The following is a 20,197-nucleotide window of genomic DNA, read 5'->3' on the forward strand; positions in this document are numbered from 1 at the left end:
CTTCGTCGCGACGGAGCGTCGAGCGCTGAGGTCGCCGGTTACCTTCACGCCTGGGGATGGGCTCTCTGATCGCACGGATGTCGTGTGGGCAAGCGTTGTCGGCGGTCTCGCAGGGCGGACTGGCCATGACGTCCGAAAACCATCGCCAAACCCATTTTGGTTGTGGCCGTGTTTCGCCTAAAGTGTCCTGACCTGTCCGCGTATTGCTGAGGCCAAATCCCGCTTTTGGATCCGATGACGCCATGACGCCCGAGGGCCGGAAGACACGCGTGCTCGTCGTCGATGATCATCCCCTGATGCGGGAGGGCATCGCCAACGCGCTGCAGGCCGAACTCGACTTCGAACTGGCCGGCGAGGCGTCGGATGGCGCGGAAGCCATCGAGATGTCGCGGACTCTCAGGCCCGACGTCATCCTTATCGACCTGCAGATGCCGCGCCTGGGTGGTCTGGACGCGATCCCGGTGATCCTGAAGGAAGCGCCCGACTCCCGGATCGCGGTGCTGACCACCTATGGCGGCGACGCCTATGCCGAGCGCGCCCTGCGCCTGGGGGCCTTGGGCTTCTTGCTGAAAAGCTCGCTGCACCGCGAACTGGTCGACGCGATCCGCACGGTCGGCGCGGGCCGCCGCTACGTCTCGCCGACGGTCGCCGAGCAGATCCTGTCGCACATGAACGAGGACAGGCTCAGCGACCGCGAATTGGCGGTGCTGCGCCTGATCTCACGCGGCGAGCCGAACAAGGGCGTGGCCCGGCGGCTGTCGATCTCGGATCAGACGGTGAAGGTCCATGTGAAGAGCATCTTCGGCAAGCTGGGCGTCTGCGATCGCACCCACGCCGTCACCGTCGCGGTGCGCCGCGGGTTGATCGACATCTAGGCGACCCCAGTCGTCCAGGCGTCGCAGCGGGCGGCGCGGCGCCAGGCGTTCGGCGGCGAGCCGACCGCGCGCTTGAACAGGCGCGTCAGGTGCGACTGATCGGCCAGGCCGCAGTCCAGAGCGATCTCGGCGATCGAGGCGTCCGAGGTCAGCAGCATCTGCTTGGCCAGGGTGATGCGCTGCTGAATCACGTAGTGTGAGAAGGTCACGCCGAACGTCGCCTTGAATGCGCGCGAGAAGTAGTTCGGGCTCAGCGACACCAGGGCGGCGACCGCGTCGATACGGATCGGGCGCGACAGGTTCTGCTCGACGAAGCTCTCGATCCGCCGGGCCTGCCAGGCGGCCAGGGCCCCCTGAGCCAACGGCGCGGGATGGGTGGAGCGGTCCGCCAGGGTGAAGGCCTGCTCGACCAGCCGGCGCGACGCGATGCGGTCGCCCTCGAACAGGCGCAGGGCCTTGTCCAGCAATTCGGAGATCATGCCTGTGTCGCCGACGGCGAACGGTTCTGTCTCGATGGTTCCGACGGCGTTGAGCATAGCGTCCCTCAGGGTTTGGCCACGACGCGCGCCTGCGTCTCGTCCGTGAGAGACCATGGTCGATGGACGCGTTCGGCGTCAGCCGCCAACGGGTGACATTTCACTACCCCAAATGGGGTATCGGCCGGTCGCGCGCCTGTCGCGGAAATTAGCCTCCGAGAGGAGCCTCAGAAGCGGAACTGGACAATCGCCATGGCGAAATCGACGTCGCGTCCGCCGGCCGCCTTCACCGCCCCGCCGGCCTCGGCGTGGACGGCTTCCAGCGAGAGCTTGACGTTGCGGCTGAACTGCCAGCCGAGATCGGCCTGCCAGTCCTTGCTGACCGCCTTGGCCGTCGACGCGCCGCCCCCCGCCAGCGCCGCCAGCGGCTGCAGATAGATGGCGTCGCGGCCAGCCTGGCGGCGACGATCGGTGTGGCTGACCTCGACCGAGACGGACTTGGTCGGCGCGGCGCCCAGGGCGATCCGCCAGGCCGAGAGATTGCTCCAGCCGACCAGGCCTGCCTCGCTGAAATAGGCCCCCTTGGGGAACAGCGGGTTGAAGGTCTTCAACTGGCCGTCGGCCGGATCGTTGTCGCCGGAACCGATGTCGCGGCGCACCGACAGGCGCGGCTTCCACGGCGCGGTGAAGCTGTAGCCCACCCCGGCCGAGCCGGCCCAGGCGCGGATGTCCTGGCCGGCGAAATGACCGCGCTGGACCATGCCCTCGACCTCGTAGTCGACCGCCCCGGTCTTGCCGGCCAGGCGTGCGCCGACGCCGCGGCGTCGCTCATCGCCGGTGACCGCCCCGAAGCGGACCCGGTCGCGGTCGAGGTTCAGGCTGTAGACATCGAGGCTGGCGGCCCTGCCCACGGGGGCGGTGGCGTAGACGCCCCAGAAGGCTTGGCTTGCGTTGTGGCTGTCGTTGAACCCGCCGGGTTCGAGCGCGATCGGGTGGGTGTAGAAGGCGTCGACCTTCAGGCCCTTGTCGGAATAGGTCAGTCGCGCGCCGTCGAAGCTCTGGCGGATGTTCGGGCCCTCGCGCACCGAGACGAAACGCTGGGTCGGGTTGAAGCTCAGCTCCTGGCGACCCAGGCGCAGACGCCAGTGCTGGGCGGGCGTGAGGTCGACGAACAGCACCTGAGCGTCCAGGCCGTCGCGGTCGGTGATGGCTGGGGCCTCGCCCTTGCCGATGTCGCGATGCAGGCCCAGTTCGCCATAGACCCGGACGGCGGAGTTCAGATGCAGATCGGCGCTGACCAGGCCTCGGAAGAGCGCGAAGGTGTCGGCCTGGGCGCCGCCGACGCCGAAGCGCGGGGCGTCGATGGTGTCGAGCCGAACGCGGGCCTCGCCGCCGAGCGTTAGATGGCCGTTCTCGCCCAGCGGGATATAGCGCAACGGATCGAGGCCGGTCAGGTTCGGGGCGGACTTCAGGTAGGCGTAGTCCTCGTCGGACCGGACCAGCTTGAACGCGGGCGGCTCGGCGGCCTGGGCCGCTCCGGCGGTCAGCAGCGCCGCCGCAAGAACCGCCGCCCTCATGCTTGCACCGGGCGCGGGGCGCGGGCGTAGAGGCCGCCCAGGATCGCGACGATCACGGCCGCCGGCAGCAGGCTCCAGGCGCCGGCCGCCAGGACGCCGATGGCGCCGCCGATCGCGCCGACAGCGAAGGCCATGACCGGCGGCCAGGTCTTGACGATCCGCGCCCGCAGAGCTTCGTCCAGTCCGTTCTTTGAGGTCAGCAGGTCCACCAGATCGATGGCGATCTGGGTGACGTTACCGGTCATGATGGTGGTCGGGGCCAGGTGACTGAACACCACCCGCGCGCCCACGTTCTGGACGGCCATGGCGCAGACGCCCACCAGGCCGGCCAGCATCACCGCCGGCTGGTCGGCGTTGTCGGCCGGCAGGGCGACGACGGTCAGCAGCATGAAGATCAGCAGCATCGCCGCCTGCAGCAGCAGCACCGCCGCCTCGTTGGCCTGGCCGCGCGCCCGGCGCCTACAGATCATCACATAGGTCGCGGCCGCCGCGGCGATGAACACCGGCAGGGACAGCAGCTTGGTTGCTATGCCCTGGCCGCCGCCGGCCAGGGAGACGCCCAGCATGACGAGGTTGCCGGTGGCGTGGTTCACGAACAGGCCGAACAGCAGGACGAAGCCGACCACGTCGACATAGCCGCCGACCAGGGCCATGCCGACGCCAGTGGCGGCGGCTAGGCGGGGCGACGGCGCGCTCACGCCCACTTCTCCCGTTCGACCAGGATCGCCGCCAGCATGAAGCCGCCGATCAGGCCGATATGCTCCAGGAAGGTGTTCAGCGCGTGAAAGCGCTCCACCGGGTCGGCGACCGTCCAGTAGGGATGGGCGATCAGCGTGGCGAAGGCGGTGAAGACGCCCAGGGCGCCGGCCGCCAGCCAGCCGGCCCGGCCCAGGATCAGGGCGATCGAACCGCCCAGCTGGACCAGCACCGTGGCGGCCACGACCAGCCACGCCGGCTTGAGGCCGAAATGGGCGGCCTCGGCCAGGGCGCCGTTGAGGTCGGTCAGCTTGGCGATCCCGCTCCACCAGTAGGGCAGGGTCAGGACCGCGCGGGCAAAGGTTCCGAACGCCGTCGAGCGCAGGAGGACGGAGATGGGGGCGGGGGTGTCCATGGTCATACCGCCCAGCAGCCGCAGCCCATGGCGCCCCAGAAGGAGCGCGCGTCGCTGGTCGGCGCCGCGCGGGTATAGGCCGAAGCGTGGTCGTGTCCGTGGACGTTGCAGCGGCTGGCGCAGCCGCAGGCGCTGGCGAGAGCCCGGGCGTGGCCGCGCGAGCGATCCTGATAGCCGCCGAAGGTCCGCACCGGCGACCAGTCGGGCATGGGCGGCGGCAGCACCGGCGCGAGCTTGGTGAAGTCGCCTTCGCCGTGGACGATCTTGCCGCCCAGCAGGGTCAGCACCGACGACAGGTGCGGGATCTCGTCTTCCGGCACGGCCATGAAGTCGTCGCTGAGCACGGCCAGGTCCGCCAGCTGGCCGACGGCGATCTGGCCCTTCTTGCCTTCCTCGTTCGAGAACCAGGTGTTGGCGGTGGTCCAGAGGCGCAGGGCCTCCTCGCGGTCGACGCGGTTGGCCGGCGGGTAGAGGCGCGCGCCGCCCACCGTCTTGCCGGTCACCAGCCAGTTCAGCGAGACCCAAGGGTTATAGCTGGCCACCCGCGTGGCGTCGGTGCCCGCGCCCACGGGGATCCCGGCCTTCAGCATCTTGCCGATCGGGGGCGTGGCCTCGGCGGCCTTGGCCCCGTAGCGCTCCATGAAGTACTCGCCCTGGAACGCCATGCGGTGCTGCACGGCGATGCCGCCGCCCAGGGCCGCGATGCGGTCGATGTTGCGATCGCTGATCGTCTCGGCGTGGTCGAAGAACCAGTGCAGGCCGTCGAACGGCATGTCGCGATTGACCTTCTCGTAGACGTCCAGGGCCCGCGAGATGGTCTCGTCATAGGTGGCGTGCAGCCGCCAGGGCCAGCGGTTCTCGACCAGGTGACGGATCACCGGCTCCAGGTCGGTCTCCATGCTTGGTGGCATTTCCGGCCGCTCGACGCGGAAGTCCTCGAAGTCGGCGGCGCTGTAGACCAGCATCTCGCCCGCGCCGTTGTGGCGGTACGTGTCGTCGCCCTGGCCCGGCTTGACCTGCTTGGACCACGACTGGAAGTCCGACAGCTCGGCCTTCGGCTTCTGGGTGAACAGGTTGTAGCTGATCCGCAGGGTCAGCTGGTCGTCGGCGTGCAGCTTCTCGATGATCTCGTAGTCGTCGGGGTAGTTCTGGAAGCCGCCGCCGGCGTCGATCACCCCGGTCACGCCCAGGCGGTTCATCTCGCGCATGAAGTGGCGGGTCGAGTTCAGCTGGTAGTCGGGCGGCAGCTCGGGGCCCTTGGCCAGGGTGGCGTAGAGGATCGTGGCGTTGGGCTGGGCCAGCAGCAGGCCGGTGGGCTCGCCCGAGGCGTCGCGCTGGATCTCGCCGCCCGGCGGGTTGGGCGTGTCCTTGGTGTAGCCGACGGCGCGCAGGGCGGCGCGGTTCAAGAGGGCGCGGTCGTAGAGGTGGAGGATGAACACCGGCGTCTCGGGCGCGGCGGCGTTGATCTCGTCCAGGGTCGGCAGGCGCTTCTCGACGAACTGGTGCTCGGTGAAGCCGCCGACCACGCGCACCCACTGGGGCGGCGGGGTGTTGGCGGCCTGCTTCTTCAGCATGGCCATGGCGTCGGCCAGGGTGGGCACGCCGTCCCAGCGCAGCTCCATATTGTAGTTCAGCCCGCCGCGGATGATGTGCATGTGGCTGTCGATCAGGCCCGGGATCACGCGGCGGCCCGCAAGATCGATGATCGTCGGGTTCGGGCCGGCCGCGGCGCGGACCTCGCCCTCCTCGCCGACGGCGGCGAACCTGCCGTCGCGGACCAGCGCCGCGTCGGCGCGCGGGTTGCTCCGATCCAGGGTGGTGAACTTGCCGTTGATCAGCAGCAGGTCGGCTTGGGAGGACATTGGGCCGGGGCTCCGGGCGAAAGCGGGACTGGAGAGGAAGGCCGCGCCGAGCGCGACCGTTTGGCGGCGATTGAGGGTCATGCCTGGCCCTCGGCCTTTTGCGGGTCGACAGCCTGCGGGCCCAGCACCTGACCGGCGCATTCGGGGGTCTTCAGGTAGGCCACGACGGGAGCCCTGGTCAGCAGGCGCTTGGCGATCGGGACCGCCTGTTCGCCCAGCAACATTCCCATCAGGCCCAGCAGGGCGATGGCCGGCGGGGCGGGCGAGCGCACGCCGAGCAGCGAATAGATCACGCCGACGAGCAGGCCGGCGCCGAGGGACAGCAGGTAGGGTTTCATCGCCGACGCTCCGTGAACTGAAGTGAGGCGGGACCTTGGGATCCCGCCCCGAGGACAGGGGTCAGGCGGCGGTGGCGTGGCCTTCCGACGCACCGAACATGGTCTTGGCGTAGGTGATGCCCAGGCCGTACGCGCCGCCATAGGCGCGGGCGATGCCGGTGGTCAGATCGTAGGTCTCCGAACGGGCCCAGTCCCGCTGAAGCTCCAGCAGGTATTGCAACGAGGTCATCGGGCGGGCGCCGGCCTGGACCATGCGATCCATGGCGCGATCGTGGGCCTCGGCCGAGACGTCGCCGCAGGCGTCGGCGATGACATAGACCTCGAAGCCTTGGGCGAGGGCCGACAGGGCCGGGCCGACGATGCAGACGCTGGTCCACAGGCCGGCCAGCACGATGCGCGGCTTGCCGATCTCGTTGACCTTGGCGATGACGGCGGCGTCTTCCCAGGTGTTCATCGAGGTGCGGTCGAGAGCGGCGACGCCGGGGAAGGCGTCCTTGATCTCGTCGAACATCGGGCCCGAGAAGCTCTTTTCGGCGACGGTCGTGAGGATGGTCGAGGCGCCGAAGCCGGCGGCGGCGCGGGCGACCAGGGCGGCGTTGGTGCGCAGCTCGGTGGCCGAGATCGAGTGGGTCGCGAAGGCCATCTGCGACTGGAAATCGATCATGACCAGGGTGTGGTCGGTCGGGGTCAGCAGTTGCGGGCCGGCGGTGGGCGTGGCGACGAGGGTCATGGGATGTCCTTTTGCGTTGGGTGGAGGACCGTTCCCGGCCGCCCCGTTGTTCTGACAAGCTCACTCTGGCCGCGACGCATCGCCGCATAAATGGAAATGGTGGAAAGTCACTGTTTCCAAAAACGCTATCGTCGGTCGCGACGAATTAGGCGTGCTCAGGCTACGAAGGGACGGGCTCCGCGGCTCGGCGGGTCGTGTCGCCTTTTGAACGAACCCGCCTGAAACTCGGTCACTGGAGATCGGGCAAGGACCTGGCCGCCCGCGCACGACTGTCACAAAACCGCATTACGGCTCCGCTTCGACCTGTACCGGGAGAAGATGATGTTGAGCCTGCTGCTGGCCCTGATGGCCGCCGAACCCAGCGCCCAGGCGGCGCGGATGAACGACATTCTCGCGGTCGGCACCCACAATTCCTACAAGGCCGCGATCCCGGCCGACGAGATGAAGGCCATGCTGGCGGCGGCAGGGCAGGGGGCCTTGGGGCTCGACTACAGCCATCGTCCGTTGGCTGAGGAACTGGACGCGGGCGCCCGGCAGCTGGAGCTGGACGTGGTGCGCGATCCCGACGGCGGGCGCTTCGCCAAGCCGGCCACGGCATTCGGCAAGGGTGCCGTCCCCGCCCCGGCCTGGGCGGCGGCCATGGCCAAGCCGGGCTACAAGGTCCTGCACATGCAGGACGTCGACTTCCGCACGACCTGTCCGACTTTCGTCGAATGCCTGACCCAGATTTCGCGCCTGGTCGAAGGCCCACCCGGACCACGCGCCGATCCTGATCCTGGTGAACGCCAAGGACGGTCCGTCCAGCTTTCCCGGCGGCGTCGCGGCCCTACCGTTCGACGAAAAGGCCTTCGACGCCCTGGACGCAGAGATCCGGTCGGTGTTCGCCGACGCCGAACTGATCACCCCCGACCAGGTCCAGGGCAAGCGGGCCACCCTGCGCGAGGCGGTGCTGGCCGACGGCTGGCCGACGCTGAGCGCGGCGCGTGGCAAGGTGTTCTTCGCCCTCGATGAAAGCTCGGAGAAGGTCGCGGCCTATCGCGGAGCCCGCAAGTCGCTGGAAGGCCGGGCGATGTTCGTCAACACCGACGAGGCCTCGCCGGCCGCCGCCTATCTGACCCTCAACGATCCCGTGGGCCAGCGCGCGCGCATCGCCGCCGCCGTGAAGGCCGGCTTCATCGTCCGCACCCGCGCCGACGCGGACACCGTCCAGGCGCGCAAGAACGACGTGACGATGCGCAGCGCCGCGCTGTCCAGCGGCGCGCAATACGTCTCGACCGACTACCTGTGGGCCGACCCGCGCTTCGCCGGCGGCTACACCGTGCGCCTGACCGGCGGCGAGGCGGCGACCTGCAATCCCGTCCGCATCGCCAAGGGTTGCGACGCCCCGTTCGAGAGCGCGCCCGGCGCGCCGGTCCAGGGCTATCTGAACCCCGCCCAGCGCCCGGATCTGACCAAGAATTCTGGCCGCCCCGCCGACCGCCGGTTCGCCCCGCGCGATCGCCGACGCGGCGATCTTCGACCAGAGCCGAAGCTTGAAGGGCTCCGCGCGCTGGAAGCGGGCCACCGACGATGTCGACGGCACGACCTGGAAGCACTTCTCCGAGGCTTTGGGCGTTACGATCGACCCGACCCAGGCCCCGATCCTCGCCGCCTTGCTGGAGCGGGCCGGCGAGGACCGTTCGGTGGTCAGCGTCGCCAAGACCCATTGGGGAACCAAGCGTCCCTACATCGGCAAGCCGGACGCGCCGATCTGCGAGGCCAAGAGCGATCACCTGGCCGGCAATCCGGACTATCCGTCGGGCCACTCGGCGTTCGGCATGCACGTGGCGATGATCCTGGCCGAACTGGCCCCCAGCCGGGCCGACGCGCTCTACGCCCGGGGCCGCGACTACGCCGAAAGCCGCTGGGTCTGTGGCTCGCACAGCGTCAGCGCCACGGAAGCCGGCATGCAGTCGGGGGCGACGATCTACGGCGCGGAACACGTCTCGCCGTACTTCCGCCGCGACATGGAGGCGGCGCGCGCCGAGCTGGACGCGATCCTCGCGCAAGGCGGCGCGAAGAGCGCCTCACCCGCCCGGCCGTGAAGTTTTGATGAAATCAACATCTCGCCGCTGAGGGGACGTCCGGGGCGGTCGTTGAAGCCGTCGGGGGCGTGGGTCGAACTGGCGTGTTCGGTCCGCCCGCTGTCGCAACAACACCTCGGGGATTGAGCGGATGATCGGACTGAACACGAACGGCGGCCGCGCGCGCCACCTGGCCTGGCTGATGACCAGCTGCGCCGCCATCGGCCTGTTCTCGGCCACGGGCGCCCAGGCCCAGGCCGTCGCCGCGGCGGCCGCCGAGAACGCCCAGGTCGACGAGATCGTCGTCACCGGCAGCTATCGTCGCAGCCTGGAAAAGGCCGTGGACATGAAGCGCGAGACGATCGGCTTCTCGGACTCGATCGTGGCCACCGACGTCGCCAACTTCCCCGAGCAGAACCTGGCCGAGGCGCTGCAGCGCATGCCGGGCGTGACCATCGAGCGCAACAAGGGCCTCGGCGGCCGGGTCAGCGTCCGCGGCCTGCCCAGCGAATTCACCTTCGTCACCATCAACAACCTGGCCACGGCCTCGGGCAGCGGCGGCCGCGACGTCGAGTTCGACATCTTCGCCTCGGAAGTCATCCAGCAGGTGACCGTGCAGAAGTCGCCGCGCGCCTCGGATGAGGAAGGCGGCATCGCCGGTTCGATCTACATCTCGACGGCGCGCCCGTTCGACTACAGCGGCCGCAAGCTGATCGCCTCGACCGAAGGCGCCTACAACTCGATCTCCAAGAAGACCGACCCGAAGGTCGCTTTCCTGGCCAGCGACACGTGGGGGAACTGGGGCGGATTGGTGTCGTTCTCGGCCGCGCGCCGCACGAACCGCACCGACTCCAATTCGGGCATCAACTTCCGCCCGATGTTCCGCTTCCTGGAAGCGGGCGGCACGCGCGCCTCGCAGGCCGCCGCCGTCCTGGCCCGCGACGCCGGCGTCGTCGTCAAGAGCAACACCAATCGCGACGAGACCGGCCGCATCATCTTCCAGGACAAGGTCGGCGACCGCGCCTACCTGAACACCCAGGACCAGTGGGGCGGCACCGCTTCGCTGCAGTACAAGCCCTCGGCCAATTTCGACATCGCCTTCGACCTGATGCTGGGCGGCTATGACGCGACCGAGGACCAGTACGACGCGGCCGCCTATTCGGCCTCGAGCAAGAGCACGCTGGAGACCATCCACAGCTACGACAAGACCACCCTGGCCGACTACAACATGGTCGTGCTGCGCGACGTCTCCTACACCGCGACCCAGCACGAAATGCTCAGCAAGGAGCAGATCAACAAGACCGACTACGCCCAGTTCGGCTCGGATCTGAACTGGCGCGGCGAGACCTGGAAGCTGCACGCCCTGGCCGGCTATTCGGGCGCCAAGAAGACGCTCGACTATTCGAACCTGAAGCACGTGGCCTACGCCCCGTCGCGCACCCGCTGGACGGCCACCGGCGGCGAGACGATCAAGAGCGCCAATCCGGCCTCGATCGACATGTACAATTCGCCGTCGAAATATCTGTTCGAGGCCTATGAGACGACGTTGGAGAAGATCACCGACGACAAGTACGCGGCCCAGGCCGACTACACGAAAGAGTTCTCGATCGGCTTCTTCCCGGCGCTGAAGACCATCCAGGTCGGCGCCCGCTACACCGACAAGTCCAAGGAGCGCCGCTACGGCGCGCTGAACATCCAGGGGCCGGGGCCGGGCAGCACCGCCTGGCTCAACACCCGCACCATGGCCGACAGCCCGCTGACGCCGATCGGCGACCTGGTGCCGGGCGGCGACTACACGGTCCGCGACATCACCTGGAGCCAGATCTCCAACGACTACGCGCGCAAGACCTTCCGCTACGCTGGCTTCACCACGCCGTTCACGCCGGGCGACTACTACAAGGTCGATGAGAAGGTCACGAGCGTCTACGCCATGGCCGACCTCGGCTTCGACGTCGGCCCCGTGCCGGTGGCGGTGAACGGCGGCGTTCGCTATGTCGACACCTCGATCACCTCGTCAGGCTACCACCAGGTCCAGACCTCGACCGGTGGCACGACCTATACCCCTGCGCCGGTGTCCAGCGACGGCAGCTACAACAAGCTGCTGCCGAGCGTGAACTTCACCGCCGACATCACCGACAGCATCGTGCTGCGCGGCGCGGCCTCGAAGACCCTGATGCGCCCGGCCCTGACCGACCTGGCCTACAAGCGCACGGCCAGCTGGAACTCGTTCCGCTTCACGGACGGCAACCCGAACCTGAAGCCGACCTTCGCCGAGCAGTATGAAGTCGGCCTCGAAAAGTACCTGCCGGAAGGCGGCCTGCTGGCGGTCTCGTACTTCAAGAAGAAGATCGAGGGCGTCGTCCGCCAGGCCCTCACGGGCACGGTCAAGGGCGTCACCAAGTACAACGCCAACGGCACGATCGACGGCGTCTACGACTTCGACGTCTACCAGCCGATCAACGCCGCGGGCTCGTACAATGTCGACGGCGTCGAACTGGTGGCCATCGTGCCGTTCGGCCTGTTGTGGGAACCGGCCAAGGGCTTCGGCGTCAACGCCAACTACACGATCCTGGACAGCTCGCTGAGCGGCCAGTCGATCATCGGCGTCCCGACCCCGCCGGTTGGCCTGGCCGACAAGGCCTACAACCTCACGCTCTACTACGAGAACGACAGGTTCCAGGCCCGCGTCTCCTATAACTACAAGGGCAAGTACGTCGAGGGCATCGGCTACGAGATGTATCCGATCTGGCGCTCGGGCTATGGCCAGACCGACATCTCGGTCAGCTACAACGTCAACGAGCGCGTCCAACTGAGCCTGGAGGGGATCAACGTCACCGACGAGGTCACCAAGGGCTACACGATGGATCCGTCGTTCCCGACCATGTACGAGAAGTCGGGACGGCGCTTCTCGCTCGGCCTGCGGATGAATTTCTGAGCCCGCTGGACGCCATCACCGGGCGCGCTCCCCCCTTCGCCGGGGGGAGCGCTTCGGCGCGTCCCAAGAGGAGCGACTGGAGAGGCGGCATGACGGGGCTGCGCGCCGAACTGGTGCTGTTTCTCCAGCGACGCGGCCAGTCGCTGGAGGACGCCGAGGACATCGTCCAGGAAACCTTCGTCCGTTTCCATCGGGCCGGTCACGAGATCGGCCAGGCCGACAGCCGGCCGCTGCTGTTCGCCATCGCCAAGAACCTCCTGAAGGACCACTGGAAGCAGGCCGGCCGCGAGCGGGCCCGCACCTTGTGGCTCGATACCGACGATACGACCGCGGCCTGGGAGAACGCGCCCAGCGAGGACCCGGCCGCCGACCGCCGCTCGATCGCCCGCCAGGACCTGGCCGGCGTCGCGGCCGCCATTCGCGAGCTGCCGCCGCGCTGCCGCGACGCCTTCCTGCTGCATCGCTTCGAGGACCTCAGCTACCGCCAGATCGCCGACCGCCTCGGCGTGTCGGTCAGCATGGTGGAAAAGCACCTGGCCGAGGCGCTACGTCGGCTGAAAGCCGCGCGGGGGACCTGAGGTGTCGCGCTTGTGGATCGTTGTGAAGATGCGCCCCGGGCAAGACCGGTCCACGCTGCTCATTGGGAAGGCCTAACCGCCAAGATGCTCGATCGTCTCGCCAGCCTGTTCGAAGCCAAGCCGCGCACCGCGGAGGACTGGGTCGTGCGCCTGGGCCGTCCGGACCCGTCGCGTTCGACCCTGGCGGCCTTCGAGCGCTGGCTGGCGGCCAACCCGAAGAACCTCGCCGACTATCAGGACGCCAAGGCTCTGCTGCGCGACACGCGCGATCTGCGGGCCGAGCTCGTCGGCGAGCTGAACCTGATCCCGCGCACGCCGGTCGCCGCGCGTCGCCGCGAGAAGACGGGCTGGACTCCCGTCGCCCTGGCGGGCGGTCTGGTCGCCGCCGTGTTGGCCTTGGCCATAGCGCCGACGCTGATCACCCGCCTGCAGGATCCGTTGGCCGGCGCCGAGACCTACACGACCGCCGTCGGCGAGATCCGCGATGTGACCCTGGCCGACGGCTCGGTCGTCACCCTGGACACCGCCACCACCCTGCGCGCCAGGGTCGACGGCAAGGTCCGTCGCCTCGCCCTGGACAAGGGCGCGGCCTATTTCGCGGTCGCCCACGACAAGGTCCACCCGTTCCAGGTGGCCCTGGCCGACCGGCAAGTCATCGTCACCGGCACCCACTTCGCCACGAGCCTCCGCGACGGCCGTGCCCGGGTGGAGCTGCTGGAGGGCTCGGTCGAGGTTTCGCAGCCCCGACTCTCGGCCGAGCCCGTCCGGCTCATCCCCGGCGACCAGGTCAGCTACCGGGCCGGCGGCGCGGTGCGGCGCGAGGCCCGGATCGATCCGGCCACCGCCGTCGCCTGGCGAGAGCGCCGGCTGGTGTTCCAGGACGCGGCGCTGTCCGAGGTGCTGGCCGAACTGGACCGTTACACCGACGCCAGGATCCGCCTGGCCGACCCGGCGCTGGGCCGCCAACGCGTCACCGCCATGCTGGCGCTGGACGGCCGCGGGACGGTGATCGACCGCGCCGCCAAGGTGCTGCCGGTGATGCTGAAGCGCACCGGTTCGGGCGAGGTTGTCGCCACGGCGAGATAGGCGCTTCTCGCAAGAAAGCCGGCTCTTTTGGCCGCGCCTGCTTATCCTGCTCGGCTTGAACAACGCCGATCAGGGCAGGCTCTTCGCAAGTCTGTCACGAAGCGGCGGTACCAGACCCGGGCGCCCAGCAGCGCCGGGGGTTTTCGCCAGTCGCCGCATGTCTTTCCGTCGCGTGCCCGCCCTGACGATCGCGGCGCTGGCCGCGGCCGCGCCGGCGTTCGCGCAAGGCCCGGCGCCGCGCTTCGACATCCCCGCCCAGGACGCCCGCGCCGCCCTGATGACCCTGTGCCTGAAGGCCGGCTGCGCCTTCGCCCTGTCGACCCAGCCAGGCCATGCCTATCGCGCCAATGCGGTGTCCGGGACCATGCCTTGGCCGGAGGCTCTGAAGCGCCTGCTGGCGGGCACGGGCCTGCGCTACGAGATCGTCGACCGCGCCTCGGTGCGGGTCTGGGCCGAGGCGGCGTCCGCGCCGCCTCGCGTCGCGCCGGCTCCCGAAGCGCCGACAGACCTGGATGCGGTCACGATCACCGCCGCCTTCGTGGCCGGCATCGAGGATTCTCTGCTCCAGAAGCGGCGCGCCGACGCCATCGTCGACGCCGTCTCGGCGGGCCGGATCGGCGAGCTTCCGGCCGCCAACCTCGCCGAGGCCCTGCAGCGCGTGCCGGGGGTGGCCATAGAGCGCGAGGTGGGCGAGGGGCAGTTCGTCAGCGTCCGGGGCCTTGGGCCGCTGTTCCAGTCGGTGACCCTGAACGGCGCGCCGGTGGCGTTCAACGAGAACATCCGCAACTCCACCCAGAGCGGCAGGCAGTTCCGGTTTCGCGCCCTGTCGGCCGACCTGCTGGCCGGGGCCGTGGTGGCCAAGTCGGCGACGGCCGATCTGGTGGATGGCGGCATCGGCTCGAACATCGACATCCGCACGGTGCGCGGGCTGGAGGGGGCGTCGTACCTGTCGATCCGCGCCGACGCCCACGCCGAGCTGCGTTCGGACGCCGTGTCGCCGGACGTCGCCATCTCTGGCCGCTGGCGGCGCGCCGACGGTCGGCTGGGCGTGGTCGCCGGCGTCTCCACCGAGCGGCGCGAGGTCCAGTACGACCGCTTTCAGGTCTCGCGCTATCGCGACCTTGTCGTCAACGGCGCGTCGTTGACCGTTCCCGAGGATATCCGAACCACGATCGAGCAGGAGCAGCGCGCGCGGACCACGGCCTTCGCCGGGGCCGAGTGGCGGGTCGCGCCGAGCGTCACGCTCTATCTCGACACCCTGGCCTCGCGTTTCGACAACAGCATCCGCGAGGACCGCATCGTCTACGGGATCGGCGACTACGCGGCCCAGGCCCTGGCGGCGGGCGACGCGCGGATCGAGGGCCGCACCCTGCTCGGCGGCCGCATCGCCGCCGGCGAGATCGGCAACAACCTGGAAGTCTCCGACCAGGTTCACGAGAACGTCTCCTTGAGCCTGGCCATGAAGGCCGACGTCGGCGGGTGGACCCTGGAGCCACGCCTCAGCCTGTCCAGCGCCCGTTCCAACCTCGACACGCCGCTGCAGAGGATCGGCGCGGTCAGCCCGTTGGGCGTCTCCTACGGCTTCGACCTGGGGCCCGACCTGATCGCGCGCCGCGAGACGCCGCTGTTGTCGACGTCGTTCGACCTGACCGATCCGGCCCAGCTGACCTTCTCGCGCTACGGCGTCCGCGCCACCCATGTGGACGACCACGATGTCACCGGACTGGTCGCCGCCGAGCGGCCGGTCGACTGGACGCTGGGACCCCTGCGGTTCGAGCGTCTGCGCCTGGGCGGGCAGGTCACCGATCGGGGGCGCGACTTCCAGCGCCGCGACCGCGAGGCCGCGCCACGGGCCGGGACGGTCGTCGACGCCGGCTTCTTCGACATCGGCACGCCCGGCGAGGCTTTCGACCGGCTGATCGCCGCGCGACCGCCGGCCTGGACCTCGGCCGACTTCACCGCCTTTCGCGCCGGCTTCGTGCTGCCGGGCGAGGCCGACCGGGTGATCGTCGACGCCAAGGACCTGGTGCCGACCGGCGCGGATCTGCAGGGCTCCTACAAGGTCGGCGAGCGAATCCTGGCCGCCTACGGTCGCCTGGACTTCGCCACGAGCGTCCTGGGCCTGCCGGCCACCGGCAATGTCGGCTTGCGGACCGCCCGGACCCGGACGGACGTGACCGGCACGCTGCTGGGCGTCGCCCCGACGGGCTCCATGGACGTCAAGTCGGTCCGCTATGCCGGCGCCCACGCCGTGGCCCTGCCCAGCGTCAACCTCGCCATCGCGCTGGATGAGCACTGGCGGCTGCGGCTGGCGGCCTCGCGCAGCATCACCCGGCCATCCTTGGCGGACCTGCGCTCGGCCACGGTGCCGGCCAGCAGTCTCGTCTCGATCCTCTACCAGCGCGGCCAGGCGGAGATCGACAATCCCTCGCCGGGGACCCTATTCTCCGGCGTCGGCGGCAATCCGGCGCTGAAGCCGTACCTGGCCGCCAACTACGACCTCTCGCTGGAGCGTGAGTTCGAGGGTTTCGGCGGCGTCAGCCTGGCGCTGTTCCACAAGACCATCGACGACTTCATCGTCGTCTCGGCCCGACCCGAGCGCCTGGCCTTCGCCACCCGCGCCGGGCCGCCGGTGGTGGCCACGGTGATGATGTCCCGGCCGCGCAACGCGGGCGAGGCGAAGGTCACGGGCCTGGAGGCCGCTTTCAGCCGGCGCTTCGCCCACGGCGTCGGGATCTGGACCAGCGCCACCTGGGTCGACGCCGCCAGCCGCGACGACCAGGGCCGGCGCGGCCGGCTGAACGGCGTCTCGCGCCTGTCCTGGTCTATCAGCCCCTTCGTCGAACGCGGTTCGCTTCACGCTCACCTGTCTTGGACCTGGCGCTCGCCGTTCGGCTCCGAGGCCGACATGCAGGGGGGAGGGGTGTCCAGCTTCGTGGTGGCCAGCGCCGGCTATCTCGACGCGGCCGGGTTCTACGACCTGAGTTCCCGCGTCTCGCTATACGTTCGAGGCCAGCAACCTGACCGACACGGTCGAGGCCGCTTATGAGGGGCGGCGCGACCGCCCGCTGCAGATCGGCCGCTCGGGGCGTTCTTTCGGTTTCGGACTCCGCATCCGGCTTTAGCCGCCGATTTGTCCGCAGGACACCGGTTACCGTCCTGAAATATGGAGCAACCAAGACGCGAAGGCCTGAATTGGCTGGGTCAGGCGCCGCTTTAGGCGGGCCGAACTGTTCCGTTCCATCGTCACGGAAACCAGCTCAAACCGGCTTGAAAAAATCCTGCCAGCGCTGTCATTTTGTCATTGCAGCGGTCCGCGACCGATGTTACCGCTAACTAGTACCTCGTGCGGTGGTTGTTTTTCCAGCGCTCGCGGGACGGGAAGAGCAGCCGGGAATGCTTCCGGCGCGTAACAAAAACAGCGCCCCACAGGGGCTAATTAGGGGGAACGGCTTATGAAGCGGCTTCGTCGCTTGCACGCGTCTGCCTCTTGCGTCGCCATCACGGCGGCCATGTTCGCCAGCTCAGCGCTGGCTCAGCAGACCCAAGAAAACACCGCCGTCGACGAAATCGTCGTCACCGGCATCCGCGCTTCTCTCGAACGGTCGATCGCGATCAAGCGCAATAACAGCGGCGTTGTCGACGCCATCTCCGCCGAGGACATCGGCAAGTTCCCGGACACCAACCTCGCCGAATCCCTGCAGCGGATCACCGGCGTGTCCATCGACCGCACCAACGGCGAAGGCTCGCAGGTCACCGTCCGCGGCTTTGGCGGCGGCTTCAACCTGGTGACTCTGAACGGCCGCACCATGCCGACGGCCAACGTCGCCACGGTCGGCGGCGACCAGTCCACGGACTTCGCCGCGGGCACCAGCCGTTCGTTCGACTTCTCGAACCTCGCCTCGGAAGGCGTGACCACGCTGGAGGTCTACAAGACCGGTCGCGCGGCGATCCCTTCGGGCGGCATCGGCGCGACGATCAACGTCAAGACGCGCCATCCTCTGGACGCCCGAGAGCACGGCCTGTCGGGCAGCATCGGGGTCAAGGGCGTCTACGACCAGAGCATGTCCGAGAAGCTCGAGGACACGTCGAAGTACACGCCCGAAGTTTCGGGCCTGTTGAACTATCTCGATGAAAGCGAGAAGTTCGGCGTCGCCCTGTTCGGCGCCTACCAGAAGCGTAACTTCACCAGCCGTTCGGTCACCTCGAACGACTGGAACATCCGCACCTTCGCTCAGTTCAACGATCCGGCGAACGGCTTCGTGCGGAACGGCGGCGCGACCCAGATCACCAACGCGCCTTCGAATCCGAACACCCTGGTCGCGATCCCGAACGACAGCCGCTACCACTTCTCGCAAGGCCAGCGCGAACGGGTCAACGGCCAGCTGACCGCGCAATTCCGCCCGACCGAAAGCCTGACGATCACGGCCGACGCCCTGTACGCCAAGAACAAGTCGTACGAGCGCCGCAACGACAGCACGAACTGGTTCAACCGCCCGTTCGACAAGGTGACCTTCGACGACAACCCGGTCGTGGCCACCGCCGTCCTGCTGCAGGAAAACCTGAGCGGCACCAAGGACATGGGCTTCGAGCAGCAGTATCGCGCCAACACGGACTCCCTGAAGTCCTACGGCCTCAACGCGGCCTGGGACCTGTCGGACCGCTTCCGCGTCAATATCGACGGCCACATCTCGAAGTCGGACTCCAAGCCGGGCGCGCCGAACGGCAGCAGCTCGACCATGGTCTCCATCGGCGCGCCGATCATCTCGTCGCACTCGGTTGACTACAGCGGCAAGGTTCCGATCCAGTCGATCACGATCAACGACGCCGCCCCGCGCGGCAACGGCAACGGTCAGCTCGACGTCGGCGACCTGGGCAGCCAGGTGGGCCGCACCTCGGCGCAGCGCCAGGAGCACGAGGTCAAGGAAGCCCGTATCGACTTCACCTGGGACCTGGACGACAACGGCAGCCGCCTGGACTTCGGCGCGGACTATCGCACCTCGAAGATGACCCAGTCGACGACCAACACCGAGCAGGAACTGGGCTCGTGGGGCATCTCCAACCCGCGTGACGTCCAGCAATATGCCGGCAGCCTGGTCAAGGCCTTCTGCATGGCCTGTCGCTTCAGCGAGTTGGACCTGAAGCAGACCGGCCCTGGCCTGGTGTCGTTCCGCGCCGACGCGGTCGATCTGCTGAACGCCCTGTCGCCTGTCTACACCGCCCGCGGCAACCCGGTGCGGGTCACCGGCCAGAACAATAACCGCGTCGACGAGGACATCGCCGCGGCCTATGGCCAGCTGACCTGGAAGTCCGAGTTGGCCGGCCTCCCGGCCACCCTGGTCACGGGCGTTCGCTACGAGCAGACCAAGGTCACGTCGATCTCGGCGGTGCGTACGCCGACGGCCATCGTCTGGACGTCGGACAACGACTTCCGGATCGACACGGCGTCGACCTATTCGCCGCTGTCGGGCAAGGGCAAGTACAACAACCTGCTGCCCTCGCTGGACTTCCAGGTCGACCTTCGGGACGACGTGGTGGGCCGCTTCTCGTTCAGCCGCACCATCGCGCGGCCGGACTACGGCAACCTGTTCGCCGCCCAGACGGTCAACGCGCCGGGACGTCCGGTCGCCAACGGGGCCACCCCGCTCGGCACCAGCGGCAACCCGGACCTGGAGCCGCTGATCTCGGACAACTTCGACGTCTCGCTGGAGTGGTACTACAAACCCAGCAGCTTCATCACGGCCGGCTTCTTCGAGAAGCGCGTCAACAACTTCGTCGGCACCGGCACGGTGATGCAGAATCTGTTCGGCCTGCGTGACCCGACGTCCGGTCAGGCTGGCACGCGCTCCGGCACGGCCAGGGATCTGCTTAACGCCATCGGAGCCGGGCCGACCGACGTGAACCTGTTCACGATGACGGCCCTGCTGCAGCAGAACGGCGGTTCGGCGGCGGCGGCGACGGCCCAGTTCCAGGCCAATCGCGGCCCCAGCGGCGACCTGAACCAGGCCTTCGCCGACGCCATCCTGGCGGCGGTGGACATCACCGCCAACGCCAGCGACCCGCTGTTCAATTTCCAGGTCTCCAAGCCGATCAACAACCGGACCGGCAAGATCCACGGTTTCGAAATCGCGGCGCAGCACTTCTTCGGCGACACCGGCTTCGGTGTGTCGGGGGCCTACACCCTGGTGCGTGGCGACGTCGCGTTCGACAACGGCGCCAGCCCCGGCCAGGACCAGTTCGCTCTGCTGGGTCTGTCGGACACGGCCAACGCCACCCTGATCTACGACAAGAACGGGATCTCGGCGCGGATCGCCTACAACTGGCGTGACAAGTTCCTGCAGGCCACCAATCGCGGCAACGACCGTAACCCGGTCTATGTCGCGCCGTTCGGTCAGCTGGACTTCAGCGTCAGCTACGACATCACGCCGGCGCTGGCGGTTTCCCTGGAAGGCATCAACCTCACCAAGGAAAGCCTGCGCACCTACGGTCGCGATCCGAACCAGCTGTGGTTCGCCCAAGAGCTGGATCGCCGCTTCCTGCTCGGCGCTCGCTACCGCTTCTAGGAT

The 20,197-nt window shown here is 68.5% G+C and carries 14 protein-coding genes and 2 pseudogenes; 9 read left to right on the forward strand and 7 right to left on the reverse strand.

The features are described from left to right. Positions 1–242 precede the first annotated feature (242 nt). Entirely contained in the window at positions 243–875 is a 633-nt protein-coding gene (locus ACHMW8_RS14195; RefSeq protein ID WP_395442893.1) for a response regulator, read from the forward strand. On the opposite strand, the gene ACHMW8_RS14200 is transcribed toward ACHMW8_RS14195, so the two are convergent. From ACHMW8_RS14200 to ACHMW8_RS14230, 7 genes are all read right to left on the reverse strand, one after another. Next, positions 872–1,411, reverse strand: a complete 540-nt coding sequence (locus ACHMW8_RS14200; protein WP_395442894.1) for a helix-turn-helix domain-containing protein — start codon at positions 1,409–1,411, stop codon at positions 872–874. The genes ACHMW8_RS14195 and ACHMW8_RS14200 overlap by 4 nt on opposite strands. 167 nt (positions 1,412–1,578) lie before the next feature. Then, positions 1,579–2,928: an alginate export family protein gene (locus ACHMW8_RS14205; RefSeq protein WP_395442895.1), complete on the reverse strand. Its 1,350-nt coding sequence runs from the start codon at positions 2,926–2,928 to the stop codon at positions 1,579–1,581. Beyond that, a complete protein-coding gene (locus ACHMW8_RS14210) occupies positions 2,925–3,626 on the reverse strand; it encodes a YoaK family protein (protein WP_395442896.1) in 702 nt (233 codons plus the stop codon). Before ACHMW8_RS14210 ends, ACHMW8_RS14205 begins: the two co-directional genes overlap by 4 nt. After that, positions 3,623–4,039 carry a DoxX family protein gene (locus tag ACHMW8_RS14215; RefSeq protein WP_125156191.1) on the reverse strand — a complete coding sequence of 139 codons (417 nt, stop codon included), beginning with the start codon at positions 4,037–4,039 and terminating at the stop codon, positions 3,623–3,625. The genes ACHMW8_RS14210 and ACHMW8_RS14215 overlap by 4 nt, the downstream gene beginning before the upstream one ends. 2 nt (positions 4,040–4,041) lie before the next feature. Continuing rightward, positions 4,042–5,901, reverse strand: a complete 1,860-nt coding sequence (locus ACHMW8_RS14220; RefSeq protein WP_395442897.1) for an amidohydrolase — start codon at positions 5,899–5,901, stop codon at positions 4,042–4,044. Between the two features lie 77 nt (positions 5,902–5,978). Next, positions 5,979–6,239 carry a DUF1427 family protein gene (locus ACHMW8_RS14225; protein WP_125156193.1) on the reverse strand — a complete coding sequence of 87 codons (261 nt, stop codon included), beginning with the start codon at positions 6,237–6,239 and terminating at the stop codon, positions 5,979–5,981. Positions 6,240–6,300: 61 nt separating this feature from the next. After that, positions 6,301–6,969: a hydrolase gene (locus ACHMW8_RS14230; RefSeq protein WP_395442898.1), complete on the reverse strand. Its 669-nt coding sequence runs from the start codon at positions 6,967–6,969 to the stop codon at positions 6,301–6,303. A 378-nt stretch (positions 6,970–7,347) separates the two neighbouring features. Here ACHMW8_RS14230 and ACHMW8_RS14235 point away from each other — a divergent pair. From ACHMW8_RS14235 to ACHMW8_RS14270, 8 genes and pseudogenes are all read left to right on the forward strand, one after another. Next, positions 7,348–7,635 (forward strand): annotated as a pseudogene (locus ACHMW8_RS14235) (Ca2+-dependent phosphoinositide-specific phospholipase C); the annotation flags it as partial. A 112-nt stretch (positions 7,636–7,747) separates the two neighbouring features. After that, positions 7,748–8,266: pseudogene (locus ACHMW8_RS14240) on the forward strand (Ca2+-dependent phosphoinositide-specific phospholipase C); the annotation flags it as partial. Positions 8,267–8,501: 235 nt separating this feature from the next. Beyond that, positions 8,502–9,053, forward strand: coding sequence for a phosphatase PAP2 family protein (locus ACHMW8_RS14245; RefSeq protein ID WP_395442899.1), 552 nt, complete (start codon positions 8,502–8,504; stop codon positions 9,051–9,053). A 130-nt stretch (positions 9,054–9,183) separates the two neighbouring features. Then, a complete protein-coding gene (locus ACHMW8_RS14250) occupies positions 9,184–11,967 on the forward strand; it encodes a TonB-dependent receptor (RefSeq protein ID WP_125156196.1) in 2,784 nt (927 codons plus the stop codon). An 89-nt stretch (positions 11,968–12,056) separates the two neighbouring features. Then, complete coding sequence (locus ACHMW8_RS14255; protein ID WP_125156197.1) at positions 12,057–12,545, forward strand: RNA polymerase sigma factor; 489 nt, start codon at positions 12,057–12,059, stop codon at positions 12,543–12,545. An 84-nt stretch (positions 12,546–12,629) separates the two neighbouring features. Next, positions 12,630–13,631, forward strand: a complete 1,002-nt coding sequence (locus tag ACHMW8_RS14260; protein ID WP_395442900.1) for a FecR family protein — start codon at positions 12,630–12,632, stop codon at positions 13,629–13,631. 157 nt (positions 13,632–13,788) lie between these two features. Further along, positions 13,789–16,680, forward strand: coding sequence for a TonB-dependent receptor (locus tag ACHMW8_RS14265; RefSeq protein ID WP_395442901.1), 2,892 nt, complete (start codon positions 13,789–13,791; stop codon positions 16,678–16,680). Positions 16,681–17,086: 406 nt separating this feature from the next. Next, a complete protein-coding gene (locus ACHMW8_RS14270; RefSeq protein WP_125156200.1) occupies positions 17,087–20,194 on the forward strand; it encodes a TonB-dependent receptor in 3,108 nt (1,035 codons plus the stop codon). Positions 20,195–20,197: the final 3 nt, after the last annotated feature.

This window comes from Caulobacter sp. UC70_42, assembly GCF_044056025.1.
GTDB lineage: Bacteria > Pseudomonadota > Alphaproteobacteria > Caulobacterales > Caulobacteraceae > Caulobacter.

Excerpts from the sequence above, each read along its gene's own strand:
- ACHMW8_RS14205 (WP_395442895.1), bottom strand. The coding sequence starts at position 2,928 with ATGAGGGCGGCGGTTCTTGCGGCGGCGCTGCTGACCGCCGGAGCGGCC.
- ACHMW8_RS14220 (WP_395442897.1), bottom strand. The coding sequence starts at position 5,901 with ATGTCCTCCCAAGCCGACCTGCTGCTGATCAACGGCAAGTTCACCACC.
- ACHMW8_RS14230 (WP_395442898.1), bottom strand. The coding sequence starts at position 6,969 with ATGACCCTCGTCGCCACGCCCACCGCCGGCCCGCAACTGCTGACCCCG.
- ACHMW8_RS14250 (WP_125156196.1), top strand. The coding sequence starts at position 9,184 with ATGATCGGACTGAACACGAACGGCGGCCGCGCGCGCCACCTGGCCTGG.
- ACHMW8_RS14215 (WP_125156191.1), bottom strand. The coding sequence starts at position 4,039 with ATGGACACCCCCGCCCCCATCTCCGTCCTCCTGCGCTCGACGGCGTTC.
- ACHMW8_RS14200 (WP_395442894.1), bottom strand. The coding sequence starts at position 1,411 with ATGCTCAACGCCGTCGGAACCATCGAGACAGAACCGTTCGCCGTCGGC.
- ACHMW8_RS14270 (WP_125156200.1), top strand. The coding sequence starts at position 17,087 with ATGAAGCGGCTTCGTCGCTTGCACGCGTCTGCCTCTTGCGTCGCCATC.
- ACHMW8_RS14195 (WP_395442893.1), top strand. The coding sequence starts at position 243 with ATGACGCCCGAGGGCCGGAAGACACGCGTGCTCGTCGTCGATGATCAT.
- ACHMW8_RS14265 (WP_395442901.1), top strand. The coding sequence starts at position 13,789 with ATGTCTTTCCGTCGCGTGCCCGCCCTGACGATCGCGGCGCTGGCCGCG.
- ACHMW8_RS14225 (WP_125156193.1), bottom strand. The coding sequence starts at position 6,239 with ATGAAACCCTACCTGCTGTCCCTCGGCGCCGGCCTGCTCGTCGGCGTG.
- ACHMW8_RS14260 (WP_395442900.1), top strand. The coding sequence starts at position 12,630 with ATGCTCGATCGTCTCGCCAGCCTGTTCGAAGCCAAGCCGCGCACCGCG.
- ACHMW8_RS14255 (WP_125156197.1), top strand. The coding sequence starts at position 12,057 with ATGACGGGGCTGCGCGCCGAACTGGTGCTGTTTCTCCAGCGACGCGGC.